This window comes from Rhizobium deserti (assembly GCF_004358025.1).
In the GTDB taxonomy this organism is placed as follows: domain Bacteria; phylum Pseudomonadota; class Alphaproteobacteria; order Rhizobiales; family Rhizobiaceae; genus Neorhizobium; species Neorhizobium deserti.
The window spans coordinates 203,977-220,106 of record NZ_SMTL01000007.1 but is presented as its reverse complement, the minus strand read 5'-3'; the positions used below and the strand labels follow the sequence as shown (position 1 = coordinate 220,106).

Annotated in this window: 17 protein-coding genes; 5 read left to right on the top strand and 12 right to left on the bottom strand. The window is 59.6% G+C overall.

Annotated elements, in window-relative coordinates:
- Positions 1-235 precede the first annotated feature (235 nt).
- Complete coding sequence (locus E2F50_RS20795) at positions 236-562, top strand: hypothetical protein (protein ID WP_133318089.1); 327 nt, start codon at positions 236-238, stop codon at positions 560-562.
- A gap of 272 nt (positions 563-834) precedes the next feature.
- Here the strand turns inward: E2F50_RS20795 and E2F50_RS20790 are convergent, their stop codons facing one another.
- Positions 835-1,470 carry a 2'-5' RNA ligase family protein gene (locus tag E2F50_RS20790; RefSeq protein WP_133318088.1) on the bottom strand — a complete coding sequence of 212 codons (636 nt, stop codon included), beginning with the start codon at positions 1,468-1,470 and terminating at the stop codon, positions 835-837.
- A gap of 180 nt (positions 1,471-1,650) precedes the next feature.
- On the opposite strand from E2F50_RS20790, the gene E2F50_RS20785 reads away from it, so the two are divergent.
- From E2F50_RS20785 to E2F50_RS20770, 4 genes are all read left to right on the top strand, one after another.
- Positions 1,651-1,842, top strand: coding sequence for a hypothetical protein (locus E2F50_RS20785; protein ID WP_133318087.1), 192 nt, complete (start codon positions 1,651-1,653; stop codon positions 1,840-1,842).
- Positions 1,843-1,967: 125 nt separating this feature from the next.
- On the top strand, positions 1,968-3,434 hold the full coding sequence (locus E2F50_RS20780) for a DUF7125 family protein (protein WP_245515518.1): 1,467 nt from the start codon (positions 1,968-1,970) through the stop codon (positions 3,432-3,434).
- Between the two features lie 9 nt (positions 3,435-3,443).
- Complete coding sequence (locus tag E2F50_RS20775) at positions 3,444-3,803, top strand: response regulator (protein ID WP_133318086.1); 360 nt, start codon at positions 3,444-3,446, stop codon at positions 3,801-3,803.
- Positions 3,804-3,994: 191 nt separating this feature from the next.
- Positions 3,995-4,888 (top strand): c-type cytochrome, encoded by an 894-nt coding sequence (locus tag E2F50_RS20770; RefSeq protein ID WP_133318109.1) that lies wholly within the window; start codon positions 3,995-3,997, stop codon positions 4,886-4,888.
- 6 nt (positions 4,889-4,894) lie between these two features.
- Here the strand turns inward: E2F50_RS20770 and E2F50_RS20765 are convergent, their stop codons facing one another.
- The 11 genes from E2F50_RS20765 to E2F50_RS20715 all read right to left on the bottom strand — a co-directional run bounded on the left by E2F50_RS20765 (position 4,895) and on the right by E2F50_RS20715 (position 16,111).
- Positions 4,895-5,308: a c-type cytochrome gene (locus tag E2F50_RS20765; protein ID WP_133318085.1), complete on the bottom strand. Its 414-nt coding sequence runs from the start codon at positions 5,306-5,308 to the stop codon at positions 4,895-4,897.
- Positions 5,283-6,179 (bottom strand): cytochrome c oxidase assembly protein, encoded by an 897-nt coding sequence (locus E2F50_RS20760; protein WP_133318084.1) that lies wholly within the window; start codon positions 6,177-6,179, stop codon positions 5,283-5,285. Before E2F50_RS20760 ends, E2F50_RS20765 begins: the two co-directional genes overlap by 26 nt.
- Entirely contained in the window at positions 6,167-6,400 is a 234-nt protein-coding gene (locus tag E2F50_RS20755; protein WP_245515516.1) for a hypothetical protein, read from the bottom strand. The genes E2F50_RS20760 and E2F50_RS20755 overlap by 13 nt, the downstream gene beginning before the upstream one ends.
- Before the next feature lie 74 nt (positions 6,401-6,474).
- Positions 6,475-7,077: a cytochrome c oxidase subunit 3 gene (locus tag E2F50_RS20750; RefSeq protein WP_133318083.1), complete on the bottom strand. Its 603-nt coding sequence runs from the start codon at positions 7,075-7,077 to the stop codon at positions 6,475-6,477.
- Positions 7,074-8,957, bottom strand: a complete 1,884-nt coding sequence (gene ctaD / locus E2F50_RS20745) for a cytochrome c oxidase subunit I (RefSeq protein ID WP_425375411.1) — start codon at positions 8,955-8,957, stop codon at positions 7,074-7,076. Before ctaD ends, E2F50_RS20750 begins: the two co-directional genes overlap by 4 nt.
- 26 nt (positions 8,958-8,983) lie before the next feature.
- Entirely contained in the window at positions 8,984-9,973 is a 990-nt protein-coding gene (coxB, locus tag E2F50_RS20740; protein ID WP_133318081.1) for a cytochrome c oxidase subunit II, read from the bottom strand.
- Positions 9,970-10,575, bottom strand: coding sequence for a c-type cytochrome (locus E2F50_RS20735; protein ID WP_133318080.1), 606 nt, complete (start codon positions 10,573-10,575; stop codon positions 9,970-9,972). Before E2F50_RS20735 ends, coxB begins: the two co-directional genes overlap by 4 nt.
- A 200-nt stretch (positions 10,576-10,775) precedes the next feature.
- The gene (locus E2F50_RS20730; RefSeq protein ID WP_133318079.1) at positions 10,776-11,849 is read right to left on the bottom strand and encodes a lipocalin-like domain-containing protein; all 1,074 of its coding nucleotides are present in this window, start codon (positions 11,847-11,849) and stop codon (positions 10,776-10,778) included.
- The gene (locus tag E2F50_RS20725; RefSeq protein ID WP_133318078.1) at positions 11,839-14,247 is read right to left on the bottom strand and encodes an ABC transporter permease; all 2,409 of its coding nucleotides are present in this window, start codon (positions 14,245-14,247) and stop codon (positions 11,839-11,841) included. Before E2F50_RS20725 ends, E2F50_RS20730 begins: the two co-directional genes overlap by 11 nt.
- A complete protein-coding gene (locus E2F50_RS20720) occupies positions 14,247-14,903 on the bottom strand; it encodes an ABC transporter ATP-binding protein (protein ID WP_133318077.1) in 657 nt (218 codons plus the stop codon). Before E2F50_RS20720 ends, E2F50_RS20725 begins: the two co-directional genes overlap by 1 nt.
- A gap of 89 nt (positions 14,904-14,992) precedes the next feature.
- Positions 14,993-16,111 carry a mandelate racemase/muconate lactonizing enzyme family protein gene (locus tag E2F50_RS20715; RefSeq protein WP_133318076.1) on the bottom strand — a complete coding sequence of 373 codons (1,119 nt, stop codon included), beginning with the start codon at positions 16,109-16,111 and terminating at the stop codon, positions 14,993-14,995.
- Positions 16,112-16,130: the final 19 nt, after the last annotated feature.

The window sequence follows — 16,130 nt, the reverse complement described above, 5'->3', positions numbered from 1 at the left end:
ACCCGCCCCGATCTGATCTTGCAACCGGGATCAGCCGCTCAGATCGGGGCTGATCCTCGAGCCGTAGAGCGCTGAAAGTGACATTTCTACTTTGCACCACGGCGGACAATTCAACCTTGCAGCCACACTGGTTGGCTTCGGGCAGTCGCAAGGATGAGATGCGCTTGTCGAGCCTGCTGCATAATGGAACTTCTCGGGCAACTAGGGATTTCTCGTAGGAACCGGAGAACAAGCCATGCCTGATAATCCTTCCATCTCACCCGCAGTTGAATCTATGAAACTCGAGCAGGCCCGCCAACGAAAAAAGGCGGACAAAGGTGATCTCGATAAGGGTTTGAAAGATACTTTCCCCGCATCCGATCCGGTCTCCATGACCATCACCAGCATTCCATCGGGCCACGCCGGTCCCAACCAGGGTGGGCAGGATCCAAGCAGAGCCGAATTTGGCGACGATACTCGATCCACGATGGACCAGATCAAAAGCGCCATTAAGGAAAGGCCGCTTGCCGCTGTGGGTCTCGCAGCGGGTCTTGGCTATCTATGGGGCCTAACGAGGTCATAAAGAAAGCACCGGAGGTCATTGCTTCATTCTGACATCCGCCTCTGACACCAACGAAGCTGGCATCCGAGGCGGAACCAATTCTAGGGCTGGCCGTTTGGTCAGCGTCGCGAGGGCCGTCCCCGTCCCCGATCAGAGTTTGTCCCCCCTGAACTCTTGCCCTCGCGACCGTCCCTTCTTGAGATATTTACGCCAGCTACGCCATGAGCTGCCTGGCGCTGGGTGTAAGGTGTCGGTGTCGACACATGGTACCCCAGCCTGCACATGAACGCCAATCAAGCAAGCACCACCTCTCCCACGATCTGATGCTGAAGCGTGGGGTAAACGCTTTCCTTGATCAACCGCATTCGGGGAACCGGCATATCGAAAGGCAAGCTGCCGGAGCTTCTGATCGCCGGAATAGGACCTTCCGCGGCATATCGAAAAAGCGTGATATGGGCGATATCCGGTGGATTTGGATGCCACCCTTTGTAGTCCACCGCGTTTGCTAACTTTTCCCTCAACATCTGCAGAACTGGTAGCTCGGGCGCAGTAACGATAATGGCCATTTCAGAGCAGATGATCCTGTCGAACGTGAGTTCGAAACTGAATGTGTCGGCGACCACGTCCAAGAAAGCCGCCGTCCATCTTTCCGCGTATTCGTTCCAGATATCGAATTTTCCCCGGTCAAACTGAGCAGTCGGATGCAGCAGTGTCAGGATGGTGCAATGAAGCGCTTCAGCCGGTATGCGGCGCAGTTCCAATTGCGCCGTCGCCTCGATCTCATCCTGGATTGCAACGAGACTGGCAAGATTGTCGGAACTCGGAAGCGCTTGAAGTTGAACAGCTTCGCAGTCCTGTCCCCATAGCGGATCGATCTTCGTGAGCACTCCTGATTTACCTGCTGTCACAGCGAGCTGAGGGATCAGCATGCCCCTCACTCTGATGCGTGGAACTAGCGCGCAGAATGCGAAAATCGAACGTACCTTTTCCTGCCAAAGCCGCGTCTTAGGCAGATTTAAGTATTGTAAAACCAAAGTTGGGAAAGTAATAGTATGGTACAAATAAAACTATCGTGGCCTAGGGTGTAAATTCTTCGGTGTCGAGAAAAAATGATGCATAAGAAGGAATTCGCCGAAAAACTTGTGCATGTGCGTCTTTCTCGGCTTTCCCAAGAACCGGATCTCGGCATCTTGATCTTGACAACAGATACTGGGGTCAGAAAATTCTCCGTTGACGCCATGCGGGCAGAACTCCTGCTGGACGAACTGCTTGCGTATTTTGATGCCCCCTGCCCTCGGTAGGTTGGTTCGGGTTGTGACGGAAAAGCCGCGCGAAGACTGTATCGCAGCAGTTAACTGTTAGGGGCAGCTTGAAAATCCATCCCCGCAGCTTACGGTGAACCCGATACAATTAACAGGGCAGATCCGTGACGCACTCACTTCCACGACTGACGACCGGGATTCCGGGACTTGATCCAATTCTCGGCGGTGGCCTTGTAGAGGGTGCGTCTTACATTGTTCAGGGCCAGCCAGGTGCTGGCAAGACGATCTTGTCCAATCAGGTTGCGTTTGCCAATGTGAGTACAGGCCGCAAGGTGCTTTACGTGACGCTGCTGGCGGAAACCCATGAACGGCTGTTCCAGGCGCTTGGGACGCTTTCCTTCTTCGACCGCACCAAGCTCGGATCCGGCATCACCTATGTCAGCGTCTTTCAGATCCTGCGAGACCAAGGACTTTCCGCGGTGGTGTCGTTGATCCGAAAGGAAATATCGAGACAGGGTGCGAGCCTGCTCGTGTTCGATGGACTCCTCAATGCGCGGGACCGGGCAGACACGGATCTCGATGCCAAAACCTTTGTTGCCGAAATACAGAGCCAGGCCGCATTCGTCGGCTGCACCGTCCTGTTCCTGGCCAGTACCCGCGCAGCCGACGATAGTCCCGAACATACCATGGTCGATGGTGTCATCGAGCTTCACGACGAGCTTTCAGGTGTACGCTCGGTTCGGCGCCTCCAGGTCAAGAAGTCGAGAGGAGCGCCGGCCTTAGGCGGGTTCCATCAGTTTGAAATCGGGTCCGACGGTGTTAGCGTGTTTCCACGGCTTGAAGCTGCCCTTGGTCGGCCTTCTACGGAAAACAAACCGTCTTCGTCACCCGTCCCGTCCGGCGTCCAAGGTTTGGATGCGGTGATCGGAGGCGGGCTCACGACAAGCTCGGTCACGCTTGTCTTCGGTCCCTCAGGCTGTGGAAAGACCTCACTTGGCTTGAGCTTCCTCAATTGCTCCACCGCCCAAGAGCCGGGATTGCATTTCGGCTTCTACGAGACGCCGGCGCGGCTTCTGCTAAAAGCACGGGATATAGGTCTAGAGCTTGATCCGCTTCTTGCATCTGGCGCGCTGGAGATGATCTGGACTCCGATGACGGAGAACCTTCTGGACAAGCTCGGTCACAACCTAATTGACGCCGTGAAGGCGCGAGGCGTCAAGCGGCTTGTCATTGATGGGTTGGGTGGTTTCGAGCGCGCTGCCGTTCATCCGCCGCGGCTGGTGGAGTTCTTTGCCAGCCTCAGCAACGAGCTGCGGGCTCTTGATGTGACGACGATCGCTACTTGGGAATTGCGCGATCTCTTCGGCCCGACGGTTTCGGCGCCGGGATCGGAAGTCTCGAGTCTCCTCGATAATCTGGTGATGCTGCGCCAGGTAGAGGTCAATTCGCGATACAAAAAGACCCTGTCTGTGCTGAAGATGAGGGATAGTGCGTTTGAACCTGTCATTCATGAAGTCAGCATCGGGAACAACGGCCTCAGGGTAGAGGTTCCGTTGCAGCCGGTAACGGGCGCAGCGACTGGAGTCGCGAAGCCTTTGGAGAGCACAGCAAGTGACAGCGTTAAAGCATGAGCCTGCGACATGGCGCTGATCGTCATAGCCGAAGATGAATTTCTGATCGCGGACGTGCTGGCCATGATGCTGGAGGATGCCGGCTATGAAGTGGCTTCGGCGCCGCATGGCCTGGGAGCACTTCAACTCGCCAAGGAAAAGCGCCCTTCGCTGGTGATCACCGATTTCATGATGCCGTTGATGACGGGGCTGGAACTGGCACAGGCCATGCGGGCCGATATGTCTCTCAAGGACATTCCCATTATCCTGATGAGCGGCGCGCAGGGGGATATCGGCCGGGCCAATCCAGGCATGTTCGATGCTGTTCTGGACAAGCCTTATCAGGAGGAGCGTCTCATCAAGGCGATCGCCGCGCTGCTTCCACAGTAGTTCCAGCACGTCTAGCTGGGTGATCTGTCGAAGAATCACGAACCGTGTGGGAACTTCATGAGGCTGCCAGGATTTGTCAGGTCGAGCATCAGCGAAGTATCCCGATGAACAGCGTGCCCTCCCCGCAATCCAGCATCGTCTCCGGTCATCGTCGCTGGAAGCCGTTGCGATCCATCAGTCTGAGCTGGATGATGGCATTTGGCTTGATCGTTCTGGTGGCGGCGGCCCTGGTCGCTTTGCGTCTGACAAATCCCGTGCCTCGTTTCGACAAGCCGGACCGGGTCTTGGAAGCAGGCGATCCGGTGAAGGGTGAACTCATCTTTACGGCAGCAGATTGTTCCTCGTGCCATACCACGCCGGGTCAGACCGACCGATTGAAGCTGGGCGGAGGGCTTGCCCTCGCATCGCCATTTGGAACATTCAGGGTTCCGAACATCTCGCCCGATCCGGTTGACGGGATCGGCTCATGGTCGGCGTTCGACCTAGGAAACGCCTTGATCAGCGGCGTATCTCCGAAAGGCCAGCACTATTATCCGGCTTTCCCGTATCCAAGCTACACGGGCATGAAGCTGGATGACGTCCGGGATCTCTACGCCTATCTGCGCACACTCCCGCCGGTGGCGGGCCGACCGCCTTCGCACGATCTGCCACTGCTGTTCCGCATCCGCCGCGGGATAGGGTTCTGGAAGCTGCTTTTCTTCGAGCAAGGTGGGTCGGAGGCGGTCATGAACGGTGAAGCGGTTCACGACCGTGGTGGTTATCTTGTGGAAACGCTGGGCCACTGCGCCGAGTGCCATTCCACCCGCAACATGCTCGGAGCGATAAAGCCGGAAAGCCGCTTTGCAGGCGGTCCTGATCCCGAAGGGACTGGCTTCGTGCCGAATATCACACCCGATCGCATCGGCCATTGGTCGGAGCAGGATATCGCCGAGATGCTGAAGACCGGCGTGACTCCCGAACATGGACGCGTCGGCTCATCCATGGCGGATGTCGTCTCCAATGCGGCGCTCCTGCCGCAGAGCGATCGCGATGCCATTGCGCGCTATATCAAATCACTCCCGGCGCGGCTGACGCCGGCACCTTGACTGCGGCTATTTAGCGTAAAGATAGGCGGCCAGATGCTTTGCTTCGGATTCCGATATGCCGGTGGCCGGCATGGCCGAATTAGCTGAGAAGCTTTGCGGTTCGACAATCCAGCGGACGAGGTTTTCCGGTGTATTGGTAGCGACCCCGCCGACATAGACGCGCTGGCGCAGATCCGTGAGCGGACCTGCTACCTTGCCGTCTGCCCCAGCGATGCCGGGGATGACATGACAGCCGCCGCATCCGTAGCGCCGAAACAAAGCGGGAGCCTGTGCGGGGTCGCCGCCGGTCATGGCAATGGCAACTGATTGCCGTTGCGCTCGATCCTTTGCCAGGTTCACGCCTATCGCAACAAGCGGAATAGCCAGCGCTGCGGCAGACCAGCCGAGATAGGTGCTAAAGTGGGTGGTAGCGGTGTTCATGCACCCCTCCCCTGCTGGCGCCATGGATCCACACGGCAAGCATCCACAGCGCCGCCGCCGCATAGATAATCCCGCCCGGAACCCACATGATGATGCCAGCCAATTGCTGGTCCTCCAGCGGTGTCAAACCCCATTCCGGTGCCATCCTCGTTTGCGCCCGATAAACAGGGTTTGGCGCAAGGGCGATCAATGCGCCGAGCACGCTTGTATGCAGCATGGTCACGAACAGGTGCCATGCCCCAAGTCCCCGGCTACAGCGCCAGATCACGGACCACCAGAAGACGATTGCCGTCAGAAAGAAGCTCAGATGTTGCAGTCGGTGAACGGCAATATTGGTCACCGTCGCGTCGAACAGGACGGGAGCATGCCATGCCCAGATCGCCAGGCCGTGCAGCCCCGTGGCGCTTGATCCGCGGCTGGCCATGTCCCAAGTGTTCCGTACTAGCCTACTTTTCAAGGCCTGCGCAAAAAGACGGCGTATTCGTCTCGGAAGCCCCCAAAGCAGCACGCCGATCGGTCGCGCGAGCACAAGAAGAGGGGCGGCCACCGCCATGACGATCTCGTGCTCGATCATATGGAAGGTGAACAGGTGCTCTCCCATGAAATGCAGGGGCGAAGCCAGGGCTAGAAAGAGGGTCAGCAAACCGATCCAAAAAAACAGGGACGAGCGAAGCATAATCTTTGCCGGTTTCTGCGATCGCTGCCAGAGCCGTAAGGAACCCATGGCATAAAGAGCTCCGGTTACGACAATGGGAAGCACGATCCAGGCGTCGAAGGTCCAGGGCAGACGGGAACCGTGCGGTTCATTGCCATGTGCGCTTGCTGCATGGACCTGTAAGAAAAGCAGTATGAAAGCGGTCAGCGTTCGCATTCGTTCAGCAGCAGGCTTGCCGCTCCCTGCAAGAGCAAAGCAAAACCGATCGCACAGCCGAAGAAAATGCCGAAGCCGCTGACGAAACGAGCGGTCCGAGACGCTGCCGCGCTATAACTCTTCCATCCCAGCAAACCGCCAGCCGCTGCCAGGAAAACAGCCGCGAAGGCGGTGAAGGCGGTCCAGTGGGTTTTTTCCAGACAATCGACATAGGGAAGCATCTGCCCCAACTGCGTCGTCATCAACCAGGCGCCGGGCGGCAGGATCAGACTGGTATATCTTGCTGTTTCGGAACTCATAGGCGCGGCACCCAATAAAGACAGCCATAGAGTGGAAGCCAGGCAATGACGACAAAGTTCCAATACAGGCAGTTGTCTTCGACGTCGCCATAGCGTCGGGTATTGTCGCCGTGTCGGGAAAACATCAGGGCCGTCAGCACGAGCGTGTCGACAAGATCGGTGAGGATATGCGTCGTGTGCAGTCCGAGGATGGTCCAGACGATCGAGCCGTAGGCATTGTCATCCCAACTCACGTTCAAAGCCGGAAACTCAAAAATGCGGAAGACCAGTGGCACGATCCCGAAGAAGGACATGATCAACAGCCCGATCTTCACCTTCTTGAGTTCCCGCCGGCGGGCCCAGCGCGACACGAGGATGTTCGGGATGATGCTGGCGACGAGAAGGACCGTGAGGCAGGCGCCGGCGAAAAGATCGGGCGGCGGTGCACCGATCGGCCATTGGGGCGCCAGGCTCATGAGGTAGAAGTAAACAGCGATCGCCAATCCGAAGCCCATGCCCTCGATCAGCATAAAAGTGCAGGTGGCCCACCAGGTCGGGCTGGCCATGCCCGTGCCATGCAAGGGCAGTTTCGAGACGTCGAGGACGACGAGATCCTTCACGATTCATCCTCCGCTTCGCCTTTGGGCCAGAACCACCCGATGAGAGCCACGGCAATTGGGATGGAACCCCACACGACCGCCCAAGGAGAGAAGATCGACCAGATCAGCATGATCGACGTGGCAATTGCCGCCCAGAAAGGCCAGACAGAATCCGTTGCAGATGACTCGCGTGCCTCCGGGAGGGCTTCGACAATGGTGGTCACCAGCACCTCGCGCCGATCAGTCCTCAATCCCGTCGCCACGGTTAGCTCATCATTGCCGGGTGAGAAGGGATCGCGGGCGGAAACCACGGGTATCCGCCGGAAATTGTAGGGCGGCGGCGGCGAGGACGTGGCCCATTCCAGCGTCGATGCATTCCAGGGATTGGCACCGGCCGGCGGGCCGCTCCGCCAGCTTTTGATCGCATCAATGAAAAAGATCAGGAAGCCCGATGCCAAGATGAGCGAGCTGAGGCTGACGAACAGGTTCAAGGACGCCCAGGGCAGTTCCGGCTGATAGGTGTAGACACGGCGCGGCATGCCCCAAAGACCAAGGATGTGCATGGGGAAGAATGTCAGGTGGAAGCCGATGAAGATCAGCCAGAATGACCATCGCCCCAGCCGCTCGCTCATCATCCGTCCGGTCATCTTCGGAAACCAATAGTAGATGGCGGCAATCAGCGGGAAGACAGCGCCGCCGATCAAGACGTAGTGGAAATGCGCGACCACGAAATAAGTGTCATGCACCTGCGTGTCGAAAGGCACCGAGGCCACCATGACGCCGGTCATTCCACCCATGACGAAGGTAAAGATGAAGCCGAGGATGAACAGCAGCGGCGTCTTGTAGACCGGCTTACCGGCCCAAAGCGTCGCCAGCCAACAGAAGATCTGGATGCCGGCCGGTACGGCGATTGCCATGCTGGAGGCGGTAAAGAAGCTTTCGCCTAAACGCGGCAGTCCAACGGTGAACATGTGATGCACCCAGAGCCCGAATGACAGGATACCCGTTGTGATCAGAGCCATAACCAGCAGCATGTAGCCGTAAAGGGGCCGACCGACGAAGGCCGGCAATATAGTGGAAACCATGCCGACCGCCGGCAGAAAGACGATGTACACTTCCGGGTGCCCGAAGAACCAGAAAAGGTGCTGCCACAGCAGCGCATCGCCGCCTTCCGCCGGATTGTAGAACTGCGTTCCCACAAGCCGATCGAGAATAAGCGTCGAGCTTCCAAACATGATCGCCGGCATGGCCAGGATCACCAGAAAGGACATGACGAGCATGGCCCAGACTAGAACAGGGATTCGATCGAGCGACATGCCCGGTGCGCGCTGCTTGAAGACGGTGACCACCACTTCCACGGCGACGGCAAGCGCCGACAGCTCGGTGAAGGTGATCATCTGCGCCCAAAGATCCGTCCGCTTGCCTGGGCTGTATTGCGGTCCGGACAAGGGAACATAGGCAAACCAGCCGACATCGGGAGCAGCGTCGAGCGCAAATGCAAGCCAGAGCAGCAGGCCGCCGATCAGGAATATCCAGTAGGAAAAGGCGTTGAGCCGCGGGAAGGCGATATTGCGGGTGCCAACCATCAGGGGAACGAGATAGGCAGCCATCGCCTCCATCACTGGCACGGCGAACAGGAACATCATGTTCGTGCCGTGCATGGTGAAGATCTGGTTATATCGATCGGGACTGATGAAACGCGCTTCGGGCTGAGACAATTGCAGGCGCATCGCCAGCGACAGCAGGCCGCCGAGCATCAGGAAGACGAAGGCGGTAAAGATATAGCGCCGCGCCACGACCTTGTGGTCGACGCAGGCGATCTTCCCCCAGAAGCCCGGACGCGTGCTCCAGGTCTTGGCCAACCGGCTTTCGAGCTCGCGGTCGTCAAGATCCGTGTCCATGGGCGGGCCGGACTGCTCCTCCTGCATCACTTCAGGCCCTCCATATAGGCGGAGATCTGCCGCAACTCGTCGCTGGTCAGCGGCACGATCGGCATGTTGTTTCCAGGTTTCAGCGTCTGCGGGTCGGCGATCCACGCTGCAAGCGAGCCGCGCGTGGTCTCGAGCAATCCGGCGGCAATCGTGCTGCGGCTTCCCACATGCGTTAAATCGGGGCCACTGGTGCCGGATGCTTGGGTGCCGCGGACCGTGTGGCAGGCGGCGCAGGGTTTGGACATGAACACGTCCCTGCCCGCGGCAGCCTCGGCGCTCACCGGCTGGACAGCGGCCTGCCGCTGTTGCGCCGCCCAGCGCTGATAATCGGCCTCTTCCTCGGCCACCACCAGGAAGGCCATATGGCTATGCTGCAGGCCGCAGAACTCCGCGCACTGGCCGCGATAGACCCCCGGTTTGTCCGCCCGCAGAGTCAGGACATTCTCGCGGCCGGGAATATTATCCTGCTTGCCGGCTAGGCTCGGGACCCAGAAGGAGTGGATGACGTCCACCGCTTCGAGCTGCAGGCGGACGTCCTTGCCGACTGGAATGTGAAACTCATTGGCCGTCTGGAAGGCGATCGACGGGTCGGCATTGTCGTAGATGAACTGCCACCACCACTGCTGCGCCCGCACCCGGATCGTCACGGTCGCGTCCGTCCCGCTGTAAAGGCTTCGGGTGGTCAGGAAACTCGCGAAGGTCAGCACGCCGACGATCAGGACGGTCATAACGATTGCGACTGAGACGGCGATCGTCATCTTTCGCTCGGCCGCCTCCCCTTCCTGCCGCTTATGGCGGCGCATCAGCGCCCAGGCCATGACGAGGACGACAGCCAGCCAGACGGCGGTACAGACCAGCACGATGAAGATGATTAGATCCTTCAGCGCAACGGCCGAATGCCCTTGAGCATTGAGCGCCGACTGAACGCCGCCGCTGCATCCCGAAAGCAATACCAGGAGCGGGAACAGGAAGCGGCTTGTCTTCAAGGTGAGGGTCCTTGGTCAGGATGAACGGGATTGGGACCTTCTTCGAACAGTGTCGCAGCCGGCGCCCGATTTTCGGCGGGACGTGTATTTCGGTCGTCGTTGCGGCTAGGGGCCGAGACGCTGGCTTTGTAGGCGCCGATCGACTTGATGTATCCGGATAGCTGCCAGATTTCGTCGATCGTCATCTTGTTCTTGAAGGCGGGCATGCCATGCGGCCGGCCGTCGCGAATGGACGAAACAATCGATACCATGGAGGGGCCGTAAAGCCACCATCCGTCCATAAAGGAAGGCCCGGATCCACCCCTGCCGTCGCCGTGACAGGAGGCGCAGCCGAACCACGTATAAAAACGCTTACCCTGGCTGAGGTCGAAGCCGCCCGTCTCGTAGGTTTGGTTGAGCGCAAAATAGACTTCCGGCGGCGCGCCACTGATCGTATTAGGCATCAGGCGGATTTGTTCCAGCGCAGCGGATATGGGCGGATCGACGCGGTATTCTCTTGGCTGCCTGACCCAGCCGATGGCTGCGGCCATACCCAGGGCTGCAAAAAGCGCCCCGATCTTGAAGAGCCACGCAGGGCCATGTCGGAAGCTCAGCGCGGCCATTTTATCTCCTCAGTTCCTCCATCCGGCAGGTCTTGCTTCAACACTGACAAGCACATCCAAGGACAATTTCCATAGGGTCATCATTGGCTCGCAGCGGGATATCTGCAAGGCTTCTGTTGCAGGTTCGGAGGCGTCTAACCGATTTTCGTCTCCGCAGTTCCACAGGTGGAGAAAACGATTTGAGGATGGAACGAGTGCGTTCAATAGCCAGTCATTTCCAGGTAGCCTCGTCCCGAAGCAGTGCCCTGAAAGCTGATCGGGCCTTCCCAATAAGGCGTCCTTGTCGGCATCCACGCCTGCTCGTTGAGCGCCGTCGTAGTAACATCGAAGCTGCGCTGCGGGATCCTCACACGCCAAGCGACGGGCACATCCCGTCCACCAACCGAAACACTACTGAGCGGCGTTAGCTCCAGGGATCCGGGAGGCAAGGCGCTGGGTTGGCCATCCGCGGAAATCCAGTTCCCGGACGTATAGCCGCCCTTCTCGTCGCGCAGCCGGAATGCCATGATTTTTTCCCCCGTATCGAGATGCAGCGAAAACCAGTCCCATCCTGTCTGATTTGCCGCCAGCGGCTGTGAGGACCATTCCCGATCAAGCCAGGCCTTTCCCTTGACGGGAACTGCCCTGCCCGCGACGTCGACAATACCGGAGACATCGTAGAAAGGCTGGGAATAATAAAAGCTCGCCTGCCCACCTGCAGACTTGACCGAAAAACCCTGATCTCCCTGCCGCACCAGCGGCCCCTTCGCCGAAAGAGAGAGTTGGTAGCCAAAGTCTTTTCCGCTGGCAGTCAAGTCAAGGTTGTTGAGAGGACCGCTGCTGCCTTGCACGCCCTTCATCTGCCAACTGTCGATCCAGGCGGAAAAGGGTTCGGGAACCACGCCTGCCTGGCCGACGCCGCCACGCGCCAGCCTTTCGGAAGAATAATGGCGGTCCTTGGTGGTCAGGGCGGCATGCCCCATCCAGATCTGCGGGTCGGCCCAGCCCGCCTCGGTCTTGGGCGCGAGCGCCGAACGGAACAGCGTCCACTGGACGCCGAACTGCGCCCCGTCAGCGGATTGGAGATTGGCCGTCACATACCACCACTCGATGCGGAAGTCCGGGTGCGGCCCATGATCGGCGGGAAAGCGAAAGGCCTGGCCCGGCCTCGGAACGGAAAAACCTTCCGCATTGGTGCCGAGCCCGGCAAAGCCCTGAGAGCGACTGCCGCCCGTCAGGGCCAGCAGAAACATGAGGGCGACCAGCCAGACAGACGAACCCGATCTAGCGTTCATTGGCGAATGTCCTCAGGAGCTCGGATGGACCGACCGCCATCAGGCGCCGGAGCGGGATCAGGATCGATAAGCCTGCTGCCGCCAAGGCCACCAGCCCGAGCTGAAGCCAGTCGGCGGGAAAGACATGCATGGGCAGGCGCCAGCCGAAGGCTTCCACATTGACGATCGACAGCAGCACCCAAGCGAGCGCTAGGCCGACCGGCAGTGCGGCAATGAATGTCGCCAGCCACAGAGCGAGCGTCCGGGCGATTTCGAAGGCAACCAGGTCGCGGCGGGTGACGCCCATCGACCATACCGGCGCAAGCTGGGGCAAACGGATGCCCGACAGGGTCAACAGGCTGGCAAACATAGCAAAGCCGGCAACCGCCAGCGTGAAAATGTTCAATGCGCCCGTTACGGCAAAGGTCTGCTCGAAGACTCCGCGCGATTGCTGTTTCAGGGAAGCTTGATCCACGACATTTTCGGAAGGCAGCCTGAACTCACCCGTCAGCTGCTCCTTAAGGGCTGGAACCGCCTTAGGCGAAGCGCGGATGCCATATCGCAGCCGTGACACGTCGGGATAATGCTCGGCCAGCTTGTCGATGCCGATGATGACCTGGCCCTTGGGATTGCCGTAATCGGAATAAATGCCGACGATCGAAACGCTCCACCCGCCGGGCAAAGGCAGCTGATCACCGATCTCTACGCCCTTCTTACGCCAGAGCTGTTCGTTCACCAGAGCGCCCCGCCCCGTTGCGATCTGATCCCAGACATCCTTTTCTCCCCGCAGGAGCGGCCAGTGATCGCGGTAGGTGGGATCGTTGGCAACGCCATAAATCTGCAGGGTTTCGCCGAGAACCTCTCCCTCCACATTCCAGATCGGCAGCACGGTCGTGGCGCGGTCCATAAGCCAAATTCGCAGCCTCGACGCTTCGTCCTCATCCCGTGCCGTCACGTAAAGCTCGGCCGCCAGCCGCTGATCAAGCCAGCCGACAAAGGTCAGCCGGAAACTCGATACCATGGTACCGACGCCGACATTGGCTGCCAACGCCAGAAGAAGCGCCATCAAGGCGAGCGACAATCCCGGAAGCTGCTGCCGAGTGTCGGCCCAAAACCAGGCTGCAAGTGGATGAGAGGATCTGCCCTGCATGATCGACAGAAACCCGGAGAGTATGGCGGGAAGCAGGAGCGCTGCTCCTAGCAGAAGGCAGGCAAGTACGCCAAAGCCTGCGGCCAGGCCCTTGCCGGTGAAGCTGAGGGTGAGAGCCACGGCAATGAGCAGCAGTCCGGCCACGAGCTGAAATCGGGCGCTTCGTGCCGATGCGCGTGCCCAGGCGCGTGGTTGTGCCGTGGCCAGCAGCGGCATATTGCGCACTCGCCACAGGCTCTGCGCGGAAGAGATCATCGTCCCGGCAATCGCCATGCCCAAGCCCGTAGCCCACCATTCGGGGCGCAGCGACAGTGTGCCGGGTACGTCTGCTCCATAAAGACCTCGAAGGGTTGCCGCGACGCCCGGCAGGAGCAGCGAGGCCATGCCATAGCCGATCACGACGCCCGTCAGCCCAGCGACAAGAGCGAGAACAAGGATCTCCACCATCAGCGTGACGGTTACGGCACTCAGCGACAGCCCGAGCGCGCGCAAGGTCCGCAGCGTGCTTCGTCTTTGCTCAAAGGCAAGGCCAATCGCGGCATAAACGATGAACAAGCCAACGGCGAAGGCGAGGAAGCCGAAGGCCGTCAGGTTGAGGTGAAAGCTGTCAGTCAATTGCGCCACATCCGGACGGTCGCCCGCCTGGCGAACCGTGAGGCCTGGTGCCAGTTGATCGAGACGGCCAAGATCCAGCGCCTGTTCCGGCGCGACCACCAGCCGGCTCAGCCCGCCGTTGCGGGCAAGCAGACGGTCGGCAATGCTGATATCGGCAAACGCCGCGCCATCCGGCATCTGCCCGGAAATCTTGAGCTTCATTGCCGTTTGGCCCTCCAGCCTTTCCGCTGTGGCAGGCGAAACGATCAGAAGGCCCGACGGCGACAGGAAGTCGAACAGATCCTGCGCCTCCGCTGTTTCGACCGATTGGCCTTCGGGCGGCATTGTCAGAGGGTCGATGCCGATCAGCCGGATCCTCTCTCGTCCAAACCGCACATCGCCCTCGATGACCGGCGAAACATTCCAGCCGTCTCTTCTCAACAGGGCGTAACGATCAGCCGAGATGAGATCACCATCCCGCTCTACCAGTTGTGCCAGCCTATTCTGGTCGAGGACTGACGCCGCGCGCCCATAGCTGGCCCTCGCCTCGGCGTTGATGGCCTGGACGCCTGACCAGAGTGCCGTGGCAAGCGCCAGGCCCAGCAGGAGCGTCGCAAGCTGAACGGGGTGGCGCCGCCAGTGAGACAGCAAAGCCGTCGCTGCGGCCCAGTACATCAGGCGATCCTTCCGCTGCGCAGCAGGACACTGCCGTCAAGCATAAGGGCAAGCCTCGGTGAATGGGTGACCATCAGCAGCGCCGCGCCGCTGCTCTTTGTCAGCGACAGCATCAGGCCGAGCACCGTGTCGCCCGTCGTCTCGTCGAGATTGCCGGTCGGTTCGTCGGCCAGGACCAGAGCCGGGCGCGCGGCCAACGTTCTGGCGATTGCGACCCTCTGCTGCTGGCCACCGGAAAGCTGCTCCGGATAGCGCCTCATGAGCGACGTGAGCCCCAGCGTTTCGATGAGTTGCGTTTCCCAGGTCGTGTCTTGCCGTCCGGCCAGCCGTGCGTGGAACGAAATATTGGCTGCGACATCCAGCGACGGGATGAGATTGAACTGCTGGAAGATCAAACCCACGTCCGATCGGCGATAAGCGGCCCGGCCACGGTCGCCAAGGCCGGCGATATCACGGCCCGCAACCAGAATCTGACCACTGTCCGGCTGATCGAGACCCGCAACAAGGTGAAGAAGCGTGCTCTTGCCGCTCCCCGATTCCCCGGTCAAAGCGACGCTTTGCGCAGCTGGCAGGTCGAAATCGATGCCTTTCAGGACCTCGATCTTTCCCTCGGGCGTGGCATAGGTCTTGCTGACGTTGCGCAGGGAAAGAAGCATTGGTGCCTGATCTGTTGTGACAACAGCCTATGTAGGCGCCGGCTGCCACTTGGTAAGGGCAGCCGTGCTTCATCACCTGTATACGACAATCAGTTCAAGCTCTTGCCGTAGCGCTCGAAGCTTTCGGCGAGGATGGTGGTGCTGGCGCCGGGCTGTTCGGGGCGCCGGAATATCCCGTCACGGACATTAGCCGGCTCGGCGAAATGATCCTTGATCCACGGAATGTATTCGAGAACGGTTGAGGCCGGATGCCAATAGCTTAGATGCACATGCACCTGGCTCATCTCACCGGCATGGGGAACGACCGGCAGCCGATGCGCCAAGGCCAGATCCGCCACCTGAATATACTCAGTCACTCCACCGAGCCGTGTAACATCCGGCTGCACATAGGCAACCGCGCCAGCGGCAATGAAGGACCGGAAGGCGTCGACGCTGTAAAGCTGTTCGCCAAGCGCGATCGGGATTGGTGTGTTGCGAGCAAGGGCCGCATGGCTGGCAATATCGTCATACCAGAGGGGCTCCTCGAACCAGTAGATGTCGAGATCACGGGCACGGGCGCAGAACCGCTGGCATGTCGGCAAGTCCCATTTGCCATTGCCGTCGATGGCGACCCGAATCGTTTCCCCCAGTCGCTTTCGAACAGCCTCGAGCCGCTTGATATCGAAGTTTGGGTCGTCATGGCCGACCTTGACCTTGATGCGTGTGAAACCGTCTTCTTCCACGGCCCGCGCTGCGCCGGCCAGCAGTTCGTCCAGCGAGAAGGAAAGCCAGCCGATATCGGTGTTATAGGCTTCCAGTCTTTCAGTACGGGCGCCGCCAAGATAGCTCCAAAGCGGCACTTGCGCTTTTTTCGCCTTGAGATCCCAGAGCGCGACATCGACGGCGGCCAGAGCCAGATGGGTGATACCGGCGCGTCCCACCCATTGCAGTGCCGGATGACGGGCAAGCCTCGTCCAGAGGCGCGTGGTGTCTGATGCGTCCTCGCCGATCAGCAAAGGAGCATAGCAATCGCGGATACAGGCGGTGATCAGCCGATCCGATGCCAGATGCGCATGCGTGCCGGTAAAGCCATAGCCCTTCAGCCCGTCCGTCGTGGTGACGACGGCGCCGACGACGCCCCAATGGGTAATGCTGTGGGTGGAATCGGATATGGAGTCGGAGGTCAGTGGAAGATGCAGGATGAATGGTTCGACGGATTGGATTTTCATGGATGGTCTCCTCCCTATC

Bases quoted from the DNA above. Each gene is read 5' to 3' on its own strand.
- E2F50_RS20795 (WP_133318089.1), top strand. From the start codon at position 236: ATGCCTGATAATCCTTCCATCTCACCCGCAGTTGAATCTATGAAACTC.
- E2F50_RS20790 (WP_133318088.1), bottom strand. From the start codon at position 1,470: ATGCTGATCCCTCAGCTCGCTGTGACAGCAGGTAAATCAGGAGTGCTC.
- E2F50_RS20785 (WP_133318087.1), top strand. From the start codon at position 1,651: ATGATGCATAAGAAGGAATTCGCCGAAAAACTTGTGCATGTGCGTCTT.
- E2F50_RS20775 (WP_133318086.1), top strand. From the start codon at position 3,444: ATGGCGCTGATCGTCATAGCCGAAGATGAATTTCTGATCGCGGACGTG.
- E2F50_RS20770 (WP_133318109.1), top strand. From the start codon at position 3,995: ATGGCATTTGGCTTGATCGTTCTGGTGGCGGCGGCCCTGGTCGCTTTG.
- E2F50_RS20765 (WP_133318085.1), bottom strand. From the start codon at position 5,308: ATGAACACCGCTACCACCCACTTTAGCACCTATCTCGGCTGGTCTGCC.
- E2F50_RS20760 (WP_133318084.1), bottom strand. From the start codon at position 6,179: ATGCGAACGCTGACCGCTTTCATACTGCTTTTCTTACAGGTCCATGCA.
- E2F50_RS20755 (WP_245515516.1), bottom strand. From the start codon at position 6,400: ATGCTTCCCTATGTCGATTGTCTGGAAAAAACCCACTGGACCGCCTTC.
- ctaD (WP_425375411.1), bottom strand. From the start codon at position 8,957: ATGGACACGGATCTTGACGACCGCGAGCTCGAAAGCCGGTTGGCCAAG.
- E2F50_RS20735 (WP_133318080.1), bottom strand. From the start codon at position 10,575: ATGGCCGCGCTGAGCTTCCGACATGGCCCTGCGTGGCTCTTCAAGATC.
- E2F50_RS20730 (WP_133318079.1), bottom strand. From the start codon at position 11,849: ATGAACGCTAGATCGGGTTCGTCTGTCTGGCTGGTCGCCCTCATGTTT.
- E2F50_RS20725 (WP_133318078.1), bottom strand. From the start codon at position 14,247: ATGTACTGGGCCGCAGCGACGGCTTTGCTGTCTCACTGGCGGCGCCAC.
- E2F50_RS20720 (WP_133318077.1), bottom strand. From the start codon at position 14,903: ATGCTTCTTTCCCTGCGCAACGTCAGCAAGACCTATGCCACGCCCGAG.
- E2F50_RS20715 (WP_133318076.1), bottom strand. From the start codon at position 16,111: ATGAAAATCCAATCCGTCGAACCATTCATCCTGCATCTTCCACTGACC.